Annotated in this window: 13 protein-coding genes; 3 read left to right on the top strand and 10 right to left on the bottom strand. The window is 46.2% G+C overall.

Features of this window, described 5'->3' with window-relative positions; translation table 11 throughout:
* Positions 1 to 233: 233 nt before the first annotated feature.
* On the top strand, positions 234 to 1,457 hold the full coding sequence (locus tag ACRD7P_RS00130; RefSeq protein WP_430905431.1) for a multidrug effflux MFS transporter: 1,224 nt from the start codon (positions 234 to 236) through the stop codon (positions 1,455 to 1,457).
* A 17-nt stretch (positions 1,458 to 1,474) separates the two neighbouring features.
* Here ACRD7P_RS00130 and ACRD7P_RS00125 read toward each other — a convergent pair whose 3' ends face one another.
* The 9 genes from ACRD7P_RS00125 to nagB all read right to left on the bottom strand — a co-directional run bounded on the left by ACRD7P_RS00125 (position 1,475) and on the right by nagB (position 15,802).
* On the bottom strand, positions 1,475 to 3,829 hold the full coding sequence (locus ACRD7P_RS00125) for a hypothetical protein (protein ID WP_430905430.1): 2,355 nt from the start codon (positions 3,827 to 3,829) through the stop codon (positions 1,475 to 1,477).
* Between the two features lie 117 nt (positions 3,830 to 3,946).
* The gene (gene acs, locus ACRD7P_RS00120; RefSeq protein ID WP_430905429.1) at positions 3,947 to 5,854 is read right to left on the bottom strand and encodes an acetate--CoA ligase; all 1,908 of its coding nucleotides are present in this window, start codon (positions 5,852 to 5,854) and stop codon (positions 3,947 to 3,949) included.
* Positions 5,855 to 5,891: 37 nt separating this feature from the next.
* Complete coding sequence (locus ACRD7P_RS00115; protein ID WP_430905428.1) at positions 5,892 to 7,604, bottom strand: sodium:solute symporter family protein; 1,713 nt, start codon at positions 7,602 to 7,604, stop codon at positions 5,892 to 5,894.
* A 90-nt stretch (positions 7,605 to 7,694) separates the two neighbouring features.
* The gene (locus ACRD7P_RS00110) at positions 7,695 to 7,955 is read right to left on the bottom strand and encodes a DUF4212 domain-containing protein (protein ID WP_430905427.1); all 261 of its coding nucleotides are present in this window, start codon (positions 7,953 to 7,955) and stop codon (positions 7,695 to 7,697) included.
* Between the two features lie 72 nt (positions 7,956 to 8,027).
* On the bottom strand, positions 8,028 to 9,104 hold the full coding sequence (locus tag ACRD7P_RS00105) for an anhydro-N-acetylmuramic acid kinase (protein ID WP_430905426.1): 1,077 nt from the start codon (positions 9,102 to 9,104) through the stop codon (positions 8,028 to 8,030).
* Between the two features lie 215 nt (positions 9,105 to 9,319).
* Positions 9,320 to 10,912 carry a glycoside hydrolase family 3 protein gene (locus ACRD7P_RS00100; RefSeq protein WP_430905425.1) on the bottom strand — a complete coding sequence of 531 codons (1,593 nt, stop codon included), beginning with the start codon at positions 10,910 to 10,912 and terminating at the stop codon, positions 9,320 to 9,322.
* On the bottom strand, positions 10,902 to 12,173 hold the full coding sequence (locus tag ACRD7P_RS00095; protein WP_430905424.1) for an MFS transporter: 1,272 nt from the start codon (positions 12,171 to 12,173) through the stop codon (positions 10,902 to 10,904). Before ACRD7P_RS00095 ends, ACRD7P_RS00100 begins: the two co-directional genes overlap by 11 nt.
* A gap of 96 nt (positions 12,174 to 12,269) precedes the next feature.
* A complete protein-coding gene (locus tag ACRD7P_RS00090) occupies positions 12,270 to 13,775 on the bottom strand; it encodes a glycoside hydrolase family 10 protein (RefSeq protein WP_430905423.1) in 1,506 nt (501 codons plus the stop codon).
* Positions 13,776 to 13,864: 89 nt separating this feature from the next.
* Positions 13,865 to 15,802 carry a glucosamine-6-phosphate deaminase gene (gene nagB, locus ACRD7P_RS00085; protein ID WP_430905678.1) on the bottom strand — a complete coding sequence of 646 codons (1,938 nt, stop codon included), beginning with the start codon at positions 15,800 to 15,802 and terminating at the stop codon, positions 13,865 to 13,867.
* Between the two features lie 190 nt (positions 15,803 to 15,992).
* Here nagB and ACRD7P_RS00080 point away from each other — a divergent pair, with 190 nt between their 5' ends.
* The gene (locus tag ACRD7P_RS00080) at positions 15,993 to 16,742 is read left to right on the top strand and encodes a DeoR/GlpR family DNA-binding transcription regulator (protein WP_430905677.1); all 750 of its coding nucleotides are present in this window, start codon (positions 15,993 to 15,995) and stop codon (positions 16,740 to 16,742) included.
* A gap of 98 nt (positions 16,743 to 16,840) precedes the next feature.
* Positions 16,841 to 17,650: an N-acetylmuramic acid 6-phosphate etherase gene (gene murQ / locus ACRD7P_RS00075; protein WP_430905422.1), complete on the top strand. Its 810-nt coding sequence runs from the start codon at positions 16,841 to 16,843 to the stop codon at positions 17,648 to 17,650.
* Between the two features lie 96 nt (positions 17,651 to 17,746).
* Here the strand turns inward: murQ and ACRD7P_RS00070 are convergent, their stop codons facing one another.
* Complete coding sequence (locus ACRD7P_RS00070; protein ID WP_430905421.1) at positions 17,747 to 18,868, bottom strand: PQQ-dependent sugar dehydrogenase; 1,122 nt, start codon at positions 18,866 to 18,868, stop codon at positions 17,747 to 17,749.
* Positions 18,869 to 18,998 lie beyond the last annotated feature (130 nt).

Below are 18,998 nucleotides of genomic sequence, written 5' to 3'. Positions count from 1 at the left end.
GATCAAGGGGTGGCAATCCTTCCATCCGATATTGCCAATACTATTTTAACTTTAAAATAGCACTAATAAATCGTTTCTTTTTCAGCTATTCTTCGTTAAAAAGCCTGTTCCCAGCTTGACTGGGAATCTAACCGTAACAAAGGCTATGCTTAAATTTTTCGCCTTGAACAACTAAAAAATAATTCAATTTCTATACATGCCATTTCAAAGTTAAAATGGTATAATTTTGCCGGATGCACGAAAACGATTCCAAACCTGCCTTTGAATTTGTGGCCTTAATGGCGGCGCTAATGTCCATCGTGGCCTTGGCGATCGATGCCATTTTACCGGCAATTTCCCAAATTGGCATTGCCGTGAACAGTTTGGATGCCACCGATAACCAGTTGTTGATCACCATGATTTTCTTAGGGCTCGGTGTTGGGCAACTTTTTTTTGGTCCCCTGTCCGATAGTTATGGTAGAAAACCAACGGTGTATGCCGGATTTGTACTCTTTTTGATCGCTAGCGGTATTTGTCTTTTTGCTTCTTCGCTTTCCGTGATGGTCTTTGGCCGCATTCTTCAGGGTATTGCCCTGTCGGCCCCGCGTACTATGGCCATTTCCATAATCAGGGATACCTACAAGGGCGATTATATGGCACGGGTAATGTCCTTTGTGACGGCATTTTTTATTTTGATTCCCATAATCGCCCCGGCGATAGGCAAATGGATTATGGACGCTTACGGATGGCAGGCTATTTTTTATGCCCAAATGATTTTTGGTTTTATGGTATGCTTTTGGTTTTGGCGCCGTCAGCCGGAAACGTTGCGCACGGAATATAAGGTGCGGTTTACGGCAAAATTGTTTCGAAAAGGTCTGTTGGAGTTTTTGAAGTATCCGGAAACCGTAGCGTTCACCTTTATTTCAGGTTTTATCACCGGTGCCTTTTTGGTATATCTGAGTGCGTCCCAACACATTTTTGAGAACCAGTACGGAATGCCGGAGCAGTTCCCCTATATTTTTGCCGGTCTGGCTATTTCTATTGGATTGGCAACCCTATTGAACGGTACGCTGGTGGTCCGTTTTGGTATGCGAAAATTGGCCATGGCCGCGTTGTGCATCTTTTGTTTGGTAGCGATTTTGTATGTGGTGGTTTTTTGGGGAAAGCCGAACCCCGGTATTCCCTTGCTCATGGCGTTCTTGTCGGTACAGTTTTTTTGTTTGGGTTTTTTATGGGGAAACTTTCGGTCTATCGCCATGGAACCTATTGGGCATATTGCCGGCATCGGAGCGGCCATTAACGGATGTTTTAGCACCTTGTTGTCCGTGCCTTTGGCCAATTTTATTGGAGGTTTCGTACAAGAGACCATATGGCCTATGTTTTTAGGGCTGGCCGTGTGTGGTTGTATTTCCCTGGTTATTTTTCAGGCGACCCTGCGTAGTACCGCCAAAAAGCGCCTTACATCCGGGCAAGGCTGATATATTTTGAGAATAGTCTAGTTTTGGTCCGTACGGATGTTGTTTTCCCCCGGCCGTAAGGCAATCGTTTTTCCGTTTTTTTCAAAGCTGCCCGCTACCCCTTTTGGCAAGGTTATCCTGTATCGGTTTGGTTTTTTCTTTACCATCCGTATCGTTCCTTTCGCGTGTTGCACCGTTGCGGAGTAGGCTTTCAAATTATTGTCCTGGGGCCGTATCATAATCGTTTTAAAACCCGGTGTGGAAGGGGATATACCGGCGACCAGTGCGGGAAGTTCGTACAAGGGGTGTGCGCTCCAGGCATGGCAATCCGATCGGCTTTCGGTGCCATGCTCCGGAAAAGTGGTCATCCCAAGCGAAAGCGCTTCTTCCCAAGGTTGAAAGCTCTCCAAGATCAGATGGCCGTTGTTCGCTTTGGCATATGCTTGAAACGTATAAAATTTATGATAGGTAGTGGCCCTTAGAATACCCTTATCCGTATACATGTTTTGTGCCAGTTCCGAGGGGGCGATGCCCGGAACATCGGTCAAAATAGCTAGGGAATTGGTGTGCTCCGTGAACACCTCTTTTTTTGGGCTTTCTGCCAGTAGTCCCCGTTCGGGATCGAAACAGTGTTCGAGCACATTCGACTTAATTCGATCCGATATTTCTTTATAGTGTGCAGTATTGACTTCTAGGGAAAGTGATTGGGCCATTTCCAAATACGAATCGATACCATAGGCCAATAAAAGGGCCAATTGGGCATTCGGGCGTTGGTTGAGGTAAGGCGGTTCCCCTATTACAAAGCCCTTGGCACCACCATCGGTATGGTTCCAATACGGAATTCCCGTAATGAGGTACGAATCGTTCAAGTATCGTTCGAACCAAGTTAAGATCAAGGGCACAATATGGATGTTGTCAGCAATGAAATCAGGGTCTTCGCGAAGCATAAAATAATCGTGCAATTGCAGTATATAAAGCAATGAAAAGGGAGGTATGATCTGCTTTACCCTTGATGGGTAGCGACTTTGCGTAAGGCCTACTGCCGAGAATGAATCGTTGAACTGCTGAATGGCATTACGGGCCAACGATTCGTTTTGGGTAGTATATAAGCTGATCAATGCCTGTATGCGGGTATCGCCAATGTATTGCAATTGCTCGTAATATGGGCAATCCATATAAATTTCGTGCGCGCAGAGTTGGGCGGTTCGCCACGAAGCTTCCAGAAGTGCTTTGATATTCGGATGTTCAGTGGTGAACGTCCCCGTCTTTTTAAAAGGGAATGCCGAGTACCGGTTGTAATAGTCATGTAGGATGATCGCGTCTTCTCCGGTCGTGATCTGTAACTCCACATAACGGAAGGTCCTTAGCGATAGGGGAGTATAGCGAACACTATCTTTTCCGGTAAGCTCGAATAGGTCCTTAATGCCCTTCATCTTTTTCCCCTCGATTGTATTTCGGTCGCCTTTCGCTTCTGTTTCCGTGTCGAACAACGACTCTTGGTAACGCAACTGAACGTTTCCCCCTTTTCCGCCCGAAACCAAAAGCAAGGGATAGCCCATGGAGAGGTGCTGGTTGTCCAACAAAAGCGTCACCTTGCTAGATGGTGGAATATGAAGGTCTTTGATACCTTTTGTATCGATACCCTCGATTCTTCTGATTTGAAAATTATTTTCGATGGAGTCAGGAAAAATTGGGATGGTTCTAGGGGTAAGGTTCCACTGGGTGGTTTTCCAAGAGTTGACCCCAACTTCGTTTCCGTAACCCAGGCTGATCGCGTTTTTCCATTCCCCATCCTCAAAACGGGAACGATACCAATCCGGACGCTGGCCTTCCGCCAGAACGTGATCGGATGGGTAAGCGATGTACCCGCCACCGATGGCTTCGTTCGAGAGCAATACCGGACGATAAGAGGTATCTTGTACAACCTTCCAGCTGTCATCGGTATTCAACTGTTCTCCGTATTCGGGAAGCTGGGCCTGTACAATAAGGGCCGTGTGTACCGATTGTTGGCGCTGCGCATTGTGCTGACCAAAATTCCAGACTTTTATGGCAATGGTGTTCTCGCCCTTTTTAAGATATTTTGAAATGTCCAGAACATCGTAATACCACCGCTCCAACGAGCCAAAAGAGGGTCCGCGATGTACAGGTGTTCCGTTGATGTAAAGATCGTAGCGGTTATCGGCCGAAATGTTGATGGGCAGCGTATTTGGAACCGAGGACAATTCAAAACTTTTTCGGAACAACAATACCGCGTATTCTTTTCCGCTAGTAACTTCGGAACTGATCCATTGTGCATAAGGTGCCTGCTGGTGTTCTCGTTTGTGAACAAAGCGTTCTTGTGCACCCATGGTCGTCAAAGCGAAAAAGATAAAGAAGGTCGGATACCACTTCATGATTTCAAATTTCAAGGAATTCTTTCCGTTTCGTTTTTAATCCATTGGCCAATTTAACTCATGATCCGTCGGTTTTTGAAGATCAAATTGGCCTGTACTGCTTTGTAACATTAACACCTACAAAGCATTTTCCATGATTTCCGCTACTACCTCCGGATTTAAAAGGGTACTGGTATCCCCTAGGTTGGAAGTGTCCTTCGATGCGATCTTACGTAGAATACGCCGCATTATTTTGCCACTTCGTGTCTTTGGAAGTCCACTTACGAACTGTATTTTGTCCAGTTTTGCGATAGGGCCTATTTGTTCCGTAATCTGTTGGTTGATTTCCTTTCGCAAGTTGTTACGATCTCTTCCTTCGCCGGTTTCTTTTAAAATGACATACCCATAAAGGGCGTTGCCCTTAATATCGTGCGGAAACCCGACAATGGCAGACTCCGCAACAGCTGGGTGCTCGTTTACGCTATCTTCGATCGGGGCAGTACCCAGATTATGTCCGGAAACGATAATTACATCGTCTACCCGACCGGTAATACGGTAGTACCCAACAGCGTCCCGCAACGCCCCGTCTCCTGTAAAATACATATTCTTGTAGGCCGAGAAATAGGTTTCCCGATACCGTGTATGGTCTCCCCATATCGTACGTGCCATGGAGGGCCAAGGGAATTTGATACAAAGCCTACCATCGACTTGATTCCCATGGATTTCCTGACCGTCCCCGTCCATAAGCGCAGGTTGGATTCCGATGAAGGGTAGGGTCGCGTAGGTCGGTGTAGTAGGGGTAACATAGGGTATCGGGGTAATCATAATGCCCCCGGTCTCGGTTTGCCACCACGTATCGATAATCGGACTTTTCTTTTTGCCCACATTATTGTTGTACCAATGCCAGGCCTCCTCATTTATGGGTTCGCCCACAGAGCCGAGTACCTTTAGACTGGACAGATCGTATTTTTCTACAAAGTCAAGATTTTCCTTGGCCAGGGCACGTATTGCCGTTGGCGCGGTGTAAAATTGATTTACCTTGTGTTTTTCCACAACCTCCCAAAACCTACCGAAATCGGGATATGAAGGCACGCCCTCGAACATGACGGTGGTCGCTCCATTGGCCAATGGGCCGTAGATGATGTAGGAGTGGCCGGTAATCCATCCGATGTCGGCGGTACACCAATACACATCTTCTTCGCGGTATTGAAATGCATTTTTAAAGGTGTAGGCGGTATACACCATATAACCGGCGGTAGTGTGCACCATTCCCTTCGGTTTTCCAGTAGACCCAGAGGTGTACAAGATGAACAAAGGGGCCTCGGCATCCATAACTTCTGCCGTAGCATCGGCATAGGCGTTATCGAGAAGCGGTTGTAACCATTTGTCCCTACCCGAAACCATTGTAATGTCCGAATCGATGCGTTTTGCCACCAAAACGGTCTTTACGTTAGGGCAGTCGTTTAGTGCTTTGTCCACTATTCCCTTCAGGTCGATTGTTTTTGCACCGCGAAACGACCCATCCGAGGTGATGACCATTTTGCAATCCGAGTCGTTGATACGTGCCGACAAGGCGTTGGCCGAAAATCCGGCAAACACCACTGAATGTATGGCGCCAATGCGGGCACATGCCAGTACGGATACCGCCAACTCCGGGATCATGGGCAAATAAATACAGACACGGTCCCCTTTTTGAATGCCATTTTCGATCAATACGTTGGCCATACGGCATACGCGCTCATGCAGCTGTTGATAGCTGATGTGTTCCGCCTCGGCCTCAGGGTCATTGGGTTCGAACAAGATGGCCGTTTTGTTCCCACGTGTTGGTAAGTGCCGATCCAAACAATTTTCGGTAATATTCAACTTGGCCCCTTCGAACCATTTGATTTCGGGTTTTTCAAAGTCCCAGGAGAGCACATTGTTCCACTTTTTGCGCCATACAAAGTGTTCCTCTGCAATTTCTTCCCAAAATGCCGATGGATTGCGAACGGATTTACGATATATCTGAAAATATTCTTCTAAATGTTTGATGTGATAATTGCTCATGAAAAAGGATTTCTACGACTAAAAATAATTAAAAAAATCAGTGGCCACTGGCCTCACCGGCACCGCTGGGGATTCGGATATCCTCCACAATTTCTTGTACCTCCTGTGGTGGTGGCGGGGTAAACTTCATGACAACAATGGATACCACAAAGTTTACGATCATCGCTACCGTTCCGAAACCTTCGGGCGAAATACCGAGCCACCAGTCTTTTTTAAGTGCGGTTACGGCTTCCTTTCCTCCATCAAAAATTCCAAATTTGAATTTTAGCATATAAAAAAGCATCAGCAAAATACCGACCACCATACCGGCAATGGCCCCTTCTTTGTTCATCTTTTTATAAAAAATTCCCAAAACGATCGCCGGAAAAAAGGAAGCGGCCGCCAGACCAAAGGCCAGTGCAACTACCGCCGCTACAAAACCGGGCGGGTTGATGCCAAAATATCCGGCAATTACCACGGCTACGGTAGCAGCGCCCCTAGCCGCCCATAATTCCCCTTTTTCAGAAATGTTCGGTACGAATATCTTTTTGATCAAGTCATGCGAAACCGAGGCCGAAATGACCAATAATAGGCCTGCCGCGGTCGATAGGGCCGCTGCCAAACCACCGGCGGCCACCAGGGCGATAACCCAGGAAGGAAGTTTTGCGATCTCGGGATTGGCCAACACCATAATATCCTGATCGACCACAAGCTCATTTTTAGCGTTATCGGCCACATATTGAATTTTGCCGTCACCGTTTTTATCGGTGAAACTGATCAGCTTGGTCCGTTCCCATTTGGTAAACCACTCGGGCATGTCGCTATATTCCTGATCACTTACCGTATTGATCATATTGGTCCTGGCGAATACGGCAACCGCTGGTGCTGTCGTATATAAAATGGCAATGAGCAATAGGGCCAGTCCGGCAGATTTTCGGGCATCCTTTACCCGTTTTACGGTAAAAAAGCGAACAATGACATGGGGAAGGCCGGCCGTACCGACCATGAGGGCCAAAGTAATGGCAAAAACATCAATGGTACTTTTGGAGCCGGAAGTGTATTCTGCGAAACCGAGATCGGTGGAAAGGCTGTTCAACCGGTCCAGTAAAAAAGTTCCCGAGCCATCGTTTAAGGTGCTTCCCATACCCAATTGGGGTATCGGGTTTCCCGTCATTTGTATGGATATAAAAATAGCAGGTACCATGAAGGCAAAGATCAATACACAATATTGCGCCACTTGGGTATAGGTGATGCCTTTCATCCCTCCCAATACCGCGTAAAAAAGAACAATGATCATTCCGATGACCACGCCGGTATTGATATCGACTTCCAAAAAGCGGGAGAATACCAGACCTACGCCCCGCATTTGACCGGCAACGTAGGTAAAGGATACCAAAAAAGCACAGAACACCGCCACCAGACGGGCAGTGTTGGAATAGTAGCGATCTCCGATGAAGTCGGGTACCGTAAACTTTCCGAATTTCCTCAGGTATGGCGCCAATAAGAGGGCAAGAAGTACGTACCCTCCGGTCCACCCCATAAGGTATACCGATCCGTCATATCCGGCAAAAGCAATGATTCCCGCCATGGAGATGAACGAGGCGGCGGACATCCAGTCGGCCGCAGTGGCCATGGCGTTCGCCAAGGGGGATACCCCTCCACCGGCAACATAAAAATCTTTGGTAGATCCGGCCCGGGACCATATGGCGATGCCGATATATAAAGCAAAAGTAATGCCTACCAAAAGATAGGTCCATGTTTGAACGGTCATAATAGTTGTGAATTGATGGGCGTTTGGTCGCTAAACAGCAAAAGGACTGCTGCCCCGGAGATACTATTTCTTTTCGTTAGGTTTTTGATTTTATTCATCGTATCCGTACTTTTTGTCCAGTCGGTTCATGAGACGTACATATACAAAAATCAAGATGACGAAGACATAAATGGCGCCCTGTTGTGCAAACCAAAATCCCAATTCAAACCCACCTATCTTGAATTGGTTCAAAGTGTCCTTGAACAAAATTCCGGCCCCGTAGGAGACCGCAAACCAAATGGCAAGTAATATGCCCAAATAGCGAATGTTCTCTTTCCAATAGGCGGAGGCTTTTTGTTGTTTGTCGTTCATTTGTACATGATAGTTGTATGGTTGAAAAATACGTTGGTTTGGGTTTCAAGATAGGTAATTGCCGGGTAAAGGTCAATTTGGCAAGTACAAAACACCACTCGAGGAATCCCTTTTTGCACCGGTTACCGAACATAACACGTTTATTTCCCGTTCAATACGTAACGCGCCCATCAAGGCAAAAACCAATGCTTCCTTAAACTCGATCAAGGTAGGAGCCGGTACTATTATTTCGATGTCTTTTCCTATTTTATCACCTAAGGTTTTAATGAGAAAATGGTTAAGGGCACCACCGCCTGTGATGAACAACCGTTGTTTTGCCCTCGTAGCGTTCAATTTTAACTGTTGGGCAATTTTTTCGCAAATATGATGGACCGCGGTATGCAATAGGTTTTCAATTTCGTCCTCCGTACTATCGACGATAGGGGCCACCTCCTCTACAAACCATTCATATCCGATGGACTTTGGGTAGGGTAGTAGGTAGTACTTCAGGGCATTCAACCGCTCCAGCATTCCGTTATTGATCTTTCCCTTGGCCGCTAGCGCACCTCCACGGTCAAAATCAAGATCGATCTTTCGTGTGATGTAATTTAAGATCATGTTCGCCAGTCCAATGTCATAGGCGATGCGTTTGCCGTTCTTTTCAAAAGAAATGTTACTGATGCCCCCTAGGTTCAAACAAAAGTCATATTCACCAAAAAAAAGACGATCTCCTATTGGGACCAAAGGCGCTCCTTGGCCACCCAGGGCGACGTCGTTGGAGCGAAAGTCGCAAGCCACCTTACATCCTGTAGCATTTGCCAAATGTTGGCCCGAACCGATTTGATAGGTGAGGCCGTTCTGGGGCTGGTGGTGCGTGGTATGGCCATGGTTCGCTATACAATCGACCTCCAGGGAGTTTTCTTCAATAAACTGTTTTACCTGTGTGCCTTGCCAAGCACCATATTCATTGCTAAAGGACAATAGCGCGTCGGCTTTCAGAAAAATTGCGTCTTTCAATTCCGACTGCATTTCAGGGGTATAGGCAATGCTTTTTGTATTTAAAATGTCAAAAGACCATTCATCCGCCGCTTTACTAATATGGCAATAGGCCATATCCAAACCATCTAGGGAGGTTCCCGACATTAGGCCTATTATTTTATAAGTTTTCATCTGTTAATATTTATTGTTTTTTAATGGTCAGATGTAATTCGCCAATAATCATTTCGGTTGGTATCAAGAATTGTTATGGCTCATTTCATCTATTTAAAATTTTGTGGTCTGCTGAAAATGAATAAACTAAAAATTTCTGCTTCTTTCATAGATCGGGTTAAACTCTTGTTCAGTTGGTTTTGTTAGCTGTCGTCGATTAAAAATGGTGCACCTCTTCACAATTGTATGGGAAGCTTTCCCAATGCCTTTGCTTTTCCCAAAAAATGTTGTGCCGCATGCTCTTGGAAGGTCTCAAATTGCTGATACGCCACTATGGTCGCCTTGGTATGTTCAAATGCGATATGTTCCAGACAGTAGGGATTACCAAAAAGATAGAGCACCACATCGTTTTCCAAGATTAACGTATTGATGTCGTTCAGTTCGTTTTCGGCAAAGCCAAAGGTATTGTTGGGCTTTACCTGCGGGGGAAATAGGGCCAACACCACTGGCTGTCCTTTTTCGTTAACGGGAAGATCTGGTGCCATTTCCGAATCTTTTTCCAACGCTTTTACGGATCGCTGTGCCCAAATTGCGTTAAGAAAGCTGTTATTTGTATTCGGTATGTTCCCGAATACCTTAAAAGCGGTCTCCCGAAACTGTTGTAAAATAGTTTCCGTTCCCTTGATCATGGTCAAACTATAGAACGCTATCTTCCGGTTCAAAGGTGTTTCGTCCGACAGCTGCGGTACTATCTCCGGAATATTGGAAAACGCTTTCTCCTTTAATTTCCATATCCTGGCGAACGCTTTCTCAATTTGGTCTTTGGAAGCATTTCGGGCTATGGTTTCGATACCTTCCGCGATATGTTCGGCAAAACATAGTACATCATTTCCGGCATCAAAGGCCAACCATTCTAATTGTCCTTTAACAGGGTATTGTTGGGCGACGGCATGCATGTTCAGCGCATCGGAAATAACGACCCCATCGTATCCCATTTCCTTTCGCAACACTCCCGTTATAATTTCTTTGCATATACTTGAGGGCGTCTTCTTGCCATCTGCCAGACTAGGTACCGATAAATGTCCGATCATTACGGAATCGACCCCTTCTTTAATCAGTTCCTGGAAGGGATACAACTCGTTCGCTACAAGCGTTTCTTTCGACTTTTCGATCAGGGGAAGCCCCAAATGGGAGTCCGTGGCGGTATCGCCATGCCCGGGAAAATGCTTAATACTGGTCAATACCCCTTCACTTTGGGTTCCTTTGATAAAGGCGCTTGCCTTTTTGGTTACCAAGGAACGGTCTTCTCCAAAGGAACGGTATCCGATAACGGGGTTATTCTTGTTGTTGTTGATATCCACGACCGGAGCCAAATTCCAATGGATGCCGGCCGCTTTGCAGTCGTTCGCAATATGTTTTCCCACCTCAAAAATAAGCTCGGGCCGATTTTGGATCGCTCCCAGGCTTATCGCATAAGGGTACTGCGGTGTGTTTTCTATGCGCATGGCGAGTCCCCATTCCGCATCTATGGCGATGAGCAAAGGATATTTTGCCGCTTTTTGATATCGGGCAATACGCTGTTTGAGCACCTCAAAACTTTTGGTGTTGAATTCCACCTGTTTTTTTCCTTCAAAATTGGTCGCGGCACTGGCCCTGCTATGAAAAAAGCAAACACTTCCGATGCATTGTTCTCGGATAAGTACCTCCAGCTTTTGAATTTCTTCCTCGCTATCATTGATAAATGCAGCGGGCATAAACAACTGTCCTATTTTTTCTTTTGGAGCAAGTATATTCCTTGCTTGGCCATAGGCTATAGGTTTAGAGGTCATTGGTACTGGATTTTTTACCAAAATCGGCAGGGTAAACAATATGTTTCAATAAAAAGAGCGCAGGGAGGGCGGCCACTACGACCCACATAAAAAACCCCGGGTATCCCAGCCACTCCTGTATGTATCCGCTGATCATGCCCGGAAGCATCATGCCAAGCGCCATGAATCCGGTAGCGAGGGCGTAGTGCGACGTTTTTGATTTGCCTTCGGCGATGTAGATGAGGTACATTAAAAATGCCGTAAATCCGAAACCGTAACCAAACTTTTCAAATACCACGGTAACCGTGACCAATATGATATTTGTGGTTTTGGTAAACGCCAGAATAGCATAAAGTATATTGGGCAGGTTCAAGGAGAGTACCATGGGTAGCATCCATTTGCGAAGCCCGTCCCTTGAGATAAGGATACCACCCAATATTCCTCCAAGGGATAGAAAAATGACCCCTACGGTTCCGAAAATGGTCCCAAGTTTTTCGGTTGAATAACCAAGTCCCCCGTCGGCAGGTGCATCTAATAAAAACGGCGCGGCCATTTTTACCAATTGCGATTCTCCCAAACGATAGGTGAGTATAAAGGCGAGTGCGATACCGATGCCCGGTTTGTTGAAAAAAGAGGACAGTACCGCTAGAAAACTATCCGGTTTCTCCGTCTGCGCGGTTTCTGGAATTTCTTCCTCGGTGGAAAAGAAATTGGATACGGTCAAAAGCAGCATTAAAAAAGCCGTTACCGCCATGGTAATACTCCATGCTTTGGTGGTATCGCCGTATTTGTGTTCCAGATAGCCCGCCAGTACAACGATCAGCCCCTCACCGGTAACCATCGCCAAACGGTAAAACGTACTCCGGACCCCTACAAAGAACGATTGGCTTTTTTGGGTCAATCGTAACATATAATACCCATCGGCTGCAATATCGTTGGTGGCCGATGCAAATGCCGCCATCCAAAAACAGGCAAGGGTAGCAACAAAAAATAGGTTTGTGGGGATGCTCAATGCAACGCCAAAAAGTGCCAGGGAAATAATAAGTTGCATGCTTAAAAACCACTTTCGTTTTGTGCTTTTTAAGTCGATAAACGGGCTCCATAACGGTTTCAGCACCCAGGGTAGGTAGAGCAGACTGGTGTACAGGGCGATATCGCCATTGCTTACACCCAGCTTTTTGTAAAGAATGACCGAGACGGTCACCACTAAAACGTAGGGAAGCCCTTGTGTAAAATAGAGTAGGGGTACCCAAACCCAGGCTCCTTTGTCTTTTTGTGTCATAGTCTTTTTTTAAATACTACCAATGAGGCCCTAGCAACAATGGAACGTTAACGCTTAAGCCGAACCATCCCGAACGGAAACCGCCATGCCACTCCCTTAGCGTTTTAAATGTACGGGAATCGGCCGGGTTTCCCTCCGATACCGATCGATAAAAACCAAGTGGAACTTCTTTCTGCCCTTTAGTTTTTCCGTTGCTATGGTCAAGCGCCCGACATCCGATACAGGTACAATAGCGCTAATTTTTTTCGGGGAATGTTCGACCTTTTTCTTTTTTGTTGCATACAACACGGCATAGCGGTAGGTGTTATCGCTATCATATAGAAGTTGTACGGTATCCTTAAGTTCATTGACCGATGTAATCCGTGGTGAAACCGTGTTGGTCGCTACCAAATGGGATACAGGGGTCAACGCTTTGAATCGATACTGTTTGCGTTTTAGGTAGCTTACCACATCGGAATGCTTGTCCATTAGGCTTTTCGCGCTAAAAAAAGCGTTCCCCGAAACGGCACCCAAACTTCTGCCAAAATCGATTTGCTTTGGAAGTTCCTTTTTGTCGTCCCATGCTTTGTCGCTATTGTTTCGAATTTTATAGGGGCCGTTCCCGATATAAAGGTTGGTGCCTAGGCTGTTGGCACTCCACCATTGTACTATTTTGCGATGGGAGGCTACGGGGAGGTCCATGCTCCAATAAACCTGCGGTATCATATAATCGACCCATTTGTTTTTCATCCACAGCAAGGGATCTGCATACAGGTCGTCATAGGTGGTCTGTCCCGCCTTGGTATCCGATCCCCTGGGGTCCGAAGAACTATTTTTCCATACGCCAAAGGGACTTATCCCCAACTGGACCCAAGGCTTTCTTTTTTTTATGGTTTCGAAACTATTTTTTACCAAGGAATCAATATTGCTTCGCCTCCAATCGGCCAAGGATTGTCCCGGTTTTTTATGATAACCATAGGTGCCGCTATCCATAAATACTTCGCCGGCAATGGTGTAAGGGTAAAAATAATCATCGAAATGAATAGCGTCGATGTCAAAATTGGCTACAATTTCGTCGATTACCTGCACCATTCGTCGCCGTGCATCGGGGTTTCCAGGGTCGTAATAGTATTTCTTTCCATATTTGACCATCCATTCGGGATGCAGGTGAAAGTCGTGGGTCGGACTCAAGACTTCTGTTTTTAGGTCGAAAGTGGCCCGGTAGGGGTTTAACCAGGCGTGAAACTCCATCCCTCTTTTATGGGTCTGATCGATCATCCAATTCAACAGGTCATTTTTTTCGGTCTTTACCTTTCCTTCCGTACCATTGAGAAAGCGGGACCACGGGGCATATGCCGAAGTGTAAAATGCATCACCGGCCGTTCGTACCTGCACAATGGCGGTATTAAAGTTCATTTGCGCATAAAAGTCCAGTACCCTTAAAAAATCCGCTTTTTGTTTGGCTACGGAATCATCGCCATTCTTTGGCCAATCAATATTTACGACCGTAGCTACCCAAAAACCACGAAATTCGGTTTTAGGGTGTTTGTTTTTTACGCTTGCGCAGGAGGCAAGCATCAATAACGCAATAGCTACATAACAAATGATGGTCCCTTTTCTCAATTTGGTACAAGTTAGTCTACCGGAGGTGCAAGAGCATCCTAGCCCGGTATATCGGTTTTAATGTTGACCGTTACGGTAAAGCTACAGCTTTAGCTGAACTTATAGCGTACAAAACCTTCCATAGCTTCATATTCGGCCATTCCCAGGGCATTGTATTTACTGGCGGTCCGTTTGTTGCGCTGTTCTGCCCGTTGCCAAAATTCCCGCTCGTCATTACCCGGGAACATGGCGGCGTCCTTTTGGGATTGGTGTTTGAATATGGCATTTTTCTTTCGCTCCATATCCTTCGGTCCTATCGGCACGGCCATCTCCATATCGGCGATGTCCCATTCCTGCCATGCCCCTCGGTACAACCATACATAACAGTCCTTGATCCATGCCGCCCCTTCCTTTACCAAGCGGTCGATCGCTTCGAAAACGACTTGCAGGCATACCCTATGGGTACCATGCGGGTCGGAAAGGTCCCCGGCGGCAAAAATTTGGTCCGGGCGTAGTTTTTGTAGCAGGTCATAGGTAATCTGAACATCGGTATGGGAATACGGGTTTTTCTTTACCGTTCCGGTTTCGTAGAAGGGCAGGTTTTGAAAGTGCGCATTTTTTTCTTCTACCCCGCAATAGCGGCAAGCTGCCAAAGCCTCCCCTTTTCGTATCAATCCTTTGAACCGTTGGATTTCCGGGCTGTCGATCTGTCCGGGGAGCTTGTTGTTCAAAAACGTGCGGACTTCGGTAAATTTTTGTTGCAAGGAGGCGTTTTCTTGTTGAATGTCCGTGGCAAAATCCATAAAACGGATCACTTCATCATCAAAAACGGCGATATTGCCCGAAGTTTGATAGGCCACATGTACCTGGTGCCCCTGATCCACCAATCGAAGTAAGGTACCGCCCATGGAGATAACATCATCATCGGGGTGCGGACTAAAAATAAGTGCCGTTTTTGGATAGGGATTTTTGCGTTCGGGCCTTTGGCTGTCGTCCGCATTCGGTTTACCACCGGGCCATCCGGTAATGGTATGTTGCAAACCGTTGAATACTATTAAGTTGATATGCTCTGCGGAGCCTATTTCAGCAACAAGGCTTCCCATTCCATGTTCGTTATAATCTTCGTTAGTGAGTTTTAAAATGGCCTTGTTCAATTGTTCGGAAAGCCAAATAGTGGCTTTTTTTATCAAGCTATCCGTCCAATTGCATTCACTGGTCAGCCAAGGGGTCGCGACCCTCGTTAATGACGATGCTGCGGCATCGTCGATAATAAAATCACAATTCGGATGGTGCTGTAAAAAAGTAGCGGGCACGGATTCCTTTATAGGTCCTTCGACCGCCTGCTGGATGACCTCGGATTTTCCCTCGCCCCACGCCATTAAAATAATCCGTTTTGCGGCCATGATCGTACCTACGCCCATGGTAATCGCCTTGGAGGGTACATTCTCCAGTCCAAAAAAATCACTGGCGGCATCCAGTCTGGTAACACGGTCCAAACGCACCATTCTCGTACTACTTTTCAAGGATGATCCCGGTTCGTTAAAGCCGATATGTCCTGTTCTACCAATCCCCAATATCTGTATATCGATTCCCCCATATTGGGCGATTTTTTTTTCGTAATCCTGACAAAATTCTCTAACGTCCTCTTTTTCCAAAGTACCCTTGGGAATATGGATGTTGGTTTTTTTGATATCGATGTGATCGAACAAATGTTCGTTCATAAAACGCACATAGCTGTGTATGGAATCGGGTTCCATAGGGAAATACTCGTCCAAATTGAAAGTAACCACATTATGGAAGCTGAGTTGCTCCTCTTGATGGAACCGTACCAAGTAGTCATATACTTTAGTGGGGGTCGAACCGGTTGCCAGACCAAGTACCAATTTTTTTCCCTTTGCTTGATGTTCGCGGATCAAGGATGCGATTTCATTGGCGACGGAAAGCGAGGCTTCTTGGGAACTGTTGTGGATGACCGTGTGTATTTTTTCAAACTTTCGGGATGTCTCGTCTACGATTTCATTCATTTTCGTGCGTTTTTGGACGTTGATTTTAATGCGATACGCGTTTTTGCAAACTGACCAAAGATACACAAATAAATCAATTTTGCGGTTTTGTGCTGTTATTTTTGCTTTTTAATGCCGTTTTTAAATGATATAGTTATTTTTTAGCCTGATAAGCGGCAAAAAAACGCATTTGATTTAATTTTCTATATTTGCCCTTGTTAAAGCGTGATAATTGATGTTAAAAGAAGAACGGCAACGGGTAATTTTGAACGAGGTGGCATTGCACAATCGGGTATTGCTAAGCGATATTGCCGAATCATTGGACGTCTCCATCGATACTGTTCGGCGTGATGTGAAGGAGCTCGACGGAGCGCAGAAATTACGAAAAGTACATGGTGGTGCCATTTCTATGGGCTTTACCGGTCAGCGAAGGACCAACGAGAACGTATATGCGCTTGCTGAAAAAACAATTATCGCCGAGAAGGCCATAAGTCTTCTCAAAGAAGGGAGCGTCATTTTTATCAATGGCGGCACTACCTGTTTGGAAATGGCGCGGATGCTTCCCTTGGATATGAAATTGACCTGCTTTACCATCAGCTTGCCCGTGGCTATTGAGTTGCTGCGAAAGCCTAATGTAACGGTTATTTTTATCGGGGGGCAGTTGTCGGCCGATTCCCAGATCGCCATGGGTGCCCAAACGGTACAGCAATTGTCCGAGATAATGGTCGACTACTGTTTTACCGGAACCGGGTATGTAGATTCCCTTCACGGGCTTACGGAGTTCGACTGGGAGATCGTACAATTAAAAAAGGCGGTCATCAAGGCGTCAAAAAAAACGGTGTTACTGTGCATATCGGAGAAACTGAACTCCCAACACCGATATAGGACCTGCGATATCAACATGATAAACACCATGATCACCGAGTTGGACCCCAACAATAATCTGCTGAACCTATTTAGGAACCATGACATTCGGTTGTTATAACAATATTTGCCTTAAACAATACATTTCTCGAAATTCCATGGTGATTTTTAAATAATGTATTACTTTTTCGCCCGGGATTTAAAATTGACGAAACATAAATGGACTATATAAAGATTACCGAGACACCTTCCAATCATGAACATTTGGAAACAATGGACACGGCTACGCTTCTGGCGGCCATGAACCAAGAAGATCAAAAGGTAGCGCAAGCGGTAAATAACGTTATTCCCGAAATAACCCGTTTGGTCGATGCTTTGGCGGAACGTTTCCAAAAAGGAGGGCGTTTGTTTTATATCGGCGCGGGGACCAGTGGTCGCCTAGGAATTTTGGACGCTTCGGAAATACCCCCCACTTTTGGAATGCCCCACGACCGTGTTGTAGGATTGATCGCCGGAGGCGATGGCGCCATTCGTAAAGCGGTAGAAAACGCGGAGGACGATCGAACCCAAGCTTGGTTGGATCTAAAGGCACGCGATATCAATAGCAACGATGTGGTTGTCGGTATTGCCGCTTCGGGAACCACGCCTTACGTTTTGGGAGGGTTGGCCGATGCCAACGCCAATGGGCTTTTGACCGGTGGTATTACCAATAATCCCGGATCACCGTTGTCCAAGGTAGCTACCATCGCTATTGAAGTCAATGTGGGTCCCGAGTTCGTTACCGGTAGTACGCGAATGAAAAGTGGAACATCGCAAAAACTGGTATTGAATATGATTTCGACGGCCCTAATGATCCGTATCGGGCGTGTAAAAGGGAATAAAATGGTCAACATGCAACTGAGCAACGACAAGTTGGTAGATCGCGGTACGCGCTACGTTATGGAGGGGCTCGGGGTAGGTTATGAGACGGCGGAGGCGCTCCTCAAAAAACACGGGTCGGTAAAAAAAGCGTTGGACGCAGGGCGTTAGTTTTGTGGTGTTTTTCTTATCGAACTTTGTAAAATCGATTCAATTTCCTTCCTTGAATAGCTGTAGAAACCCTGATAGTGGTGTTTGGCAATACCCTCATTTTTTGGGAGTTAGCTTGTAGATGCCTTTCCCTTCAACACCGACATAAAGATACCCGTCGGGCCCTTCTTTAACGTTCCGAACGCGACCCAGGCCATCCAGCAGTTTTTCGCGTCTTACCACTTGCCTGTTCTCGATAACAAGCCGTTCCAGATATTGAAATGCCAAGGAGCCGACCAATAGACTTCCGCCATATCCGGCGTAGGTATCGGTGGAAACGAAGGCCATGCCACTAGGGGCAATGCTCGGTACCCAATAATGCAATGGCGGTTCCAAGCCTTTTTTTTCGGTATAGGGGGTAATGGCCGTCCCGTCATAATTGATCCCATAGGTTACCAACGGCCATCCATAGTTGGCGCCTGCCTTAAGAATATTGATTTCGTCCCCACCACGTGGCCCGTGCTCATGGCTCCATAGTTTTCCCGTTCGCGGGTGTTTTACCAAACCTTGTGGATTTCGGTGACCGTAACTGTAAATGGCCGATTTGGCGGTCGTATTGTCAACGAACGGATTGTCGTCGGGAATGCTACCGTCGTCGTTCAACCGGTATACTTTGCCCCCGTCCCTTTGTAACGATTGTGGATTTTCGTCGCGGGCGCCCCGTTCGCCGATGGTGAAATAGAGATGGCCCTGATCGTCGAAAGCGATTCGGGAACCAAAATGTTGTCCCTTTGTAGTGTTCGGTGCGGCCTTGTATAGCAGCTCCTTATCGATTAAGGCATTGTTTTCGATCCTGGCCCGCATGAGCGCGGTATGGCCACCTTTGGCTTTCCCTTCGGTACTGGCATAGGTAAAATAGATCCAGCCATTGGTAGTATAATCGGGATGAACGGCAATGTCCATCAGCCCTCCCTGCCCTCGGTTATATACTTTCGGCAGGTTTGTAATGAATGTTTTTGAATCAGATTTCCAGTGTATCAATTTTCCGGATTTTTCGGTAACAAGTATCGTTTTGTCGGGCAAAAACGCCATACCCCACGGATTGTGCAGTTCATCGATTATTAGGGTTGCGGTGAATGGTGGATTTTCAGGTGTAATCAATTCATTTTCAGGTAATTGATATGCTTTTGCTTGAATAGTTGCAAGAAGGGTCAAAACAAAGAGTACACTATTTTTCACAATATTACGTTAGATGAATATTACTAAGGTGGCTGAAACGCCTAAATATAAAGAGATTTTATAAGTTTAAACAATTACGCTAAAGAATACTCCGAGATCCCAAAGCTCCTGTGTTCTTACCAAAGAAACT

This window comes from Maribacter sp. 2-571 (assembly GCF_050589625.1).
Classification (GTDB): domain Bacteria; phylum Bacteroidota; class Bacteroidia; order Flavobacteriales; family Flavobacteriaceae; genus Pelagihabitans.
Note: the sequence above shows the minus strand (reverse complement) of the source record. Positions and strands in the feature narration are given on the sequence as shown.

Excerpts from the sequence above, each read along its gene's own strand:
- ACRD7P_RS00130 (WP_430905431.1), top strand. The coding sequence starts at position 234 with ATGCACGAAAACGATTCCAAACCTGCCTTTGAATTTGTGGCCTTAATG.
- ACRD7P_RS00125 (WP_430905430.1), bottom strand. The coding sequence starts at position 3,829 with ATGAAGTGGTATCCGACCTTCTTTATCTTTTTCGCTTTGACGACCATG.
- acs (WP_430905429.1), bottom strand. The coding sequence starts at position 5,854 with ATGAGCAATTATCACATCAAACATTTAGAAGAATATTTTCAGATATAT.
- ACRD7P_RS00115 (WP_430905428.1), bottom strand. The coding sequence starts at position 7,604 with ATGACCGTTCAAACATGGACCTATCTTTTGGTAGGCATTACTTTTGCT.
- ACRD7P_RS00110 (WP_430905427.1), bottom strand. The coding sequence starts at position 7,955 with ATGAACGACAAACAACAAAAAGCCTCCGCCTATTGGAAAGAGAACATT.
- ACRD7P_RS00105 (WP_430905426.1), bottom strand. The coding sequence starts at position 9,104 with ATGAAAACTTATAAAATAATAGGCCTAATGTCGGGAACCTCCCTAGAT.
- ACRD7P_RS00100 (WP_430905425.1), bottom strand. The coding sequence starts at position 10,912 with ATGACCTCTAAACCTATAGCCTATGGCCAAGCAAGGAATATACTTGCT.
- ACRD7P_RS00095 (WP_430905424.1), bottom strand. The coding sequence starts at position 12,173 with ATGACACAAAAAGACAAAGGAGCCTGGGTTTGGGTACCCCTACTCTAT.
- ACRD7P_RS00080 (WP_430905677.1), top strand. The coding sequence starts at position 15,993 with ATGTTAAAAGAAGAACGGCAACGGGTAATTTTGAACGAGGTGGCATTG.
- murQ (WP_430905422.1), top strand. The coding sequence starts at position 16,841 with ATGGACTATATAAAGATTACCGAGACACCTTCCAATCATGAACATTTG.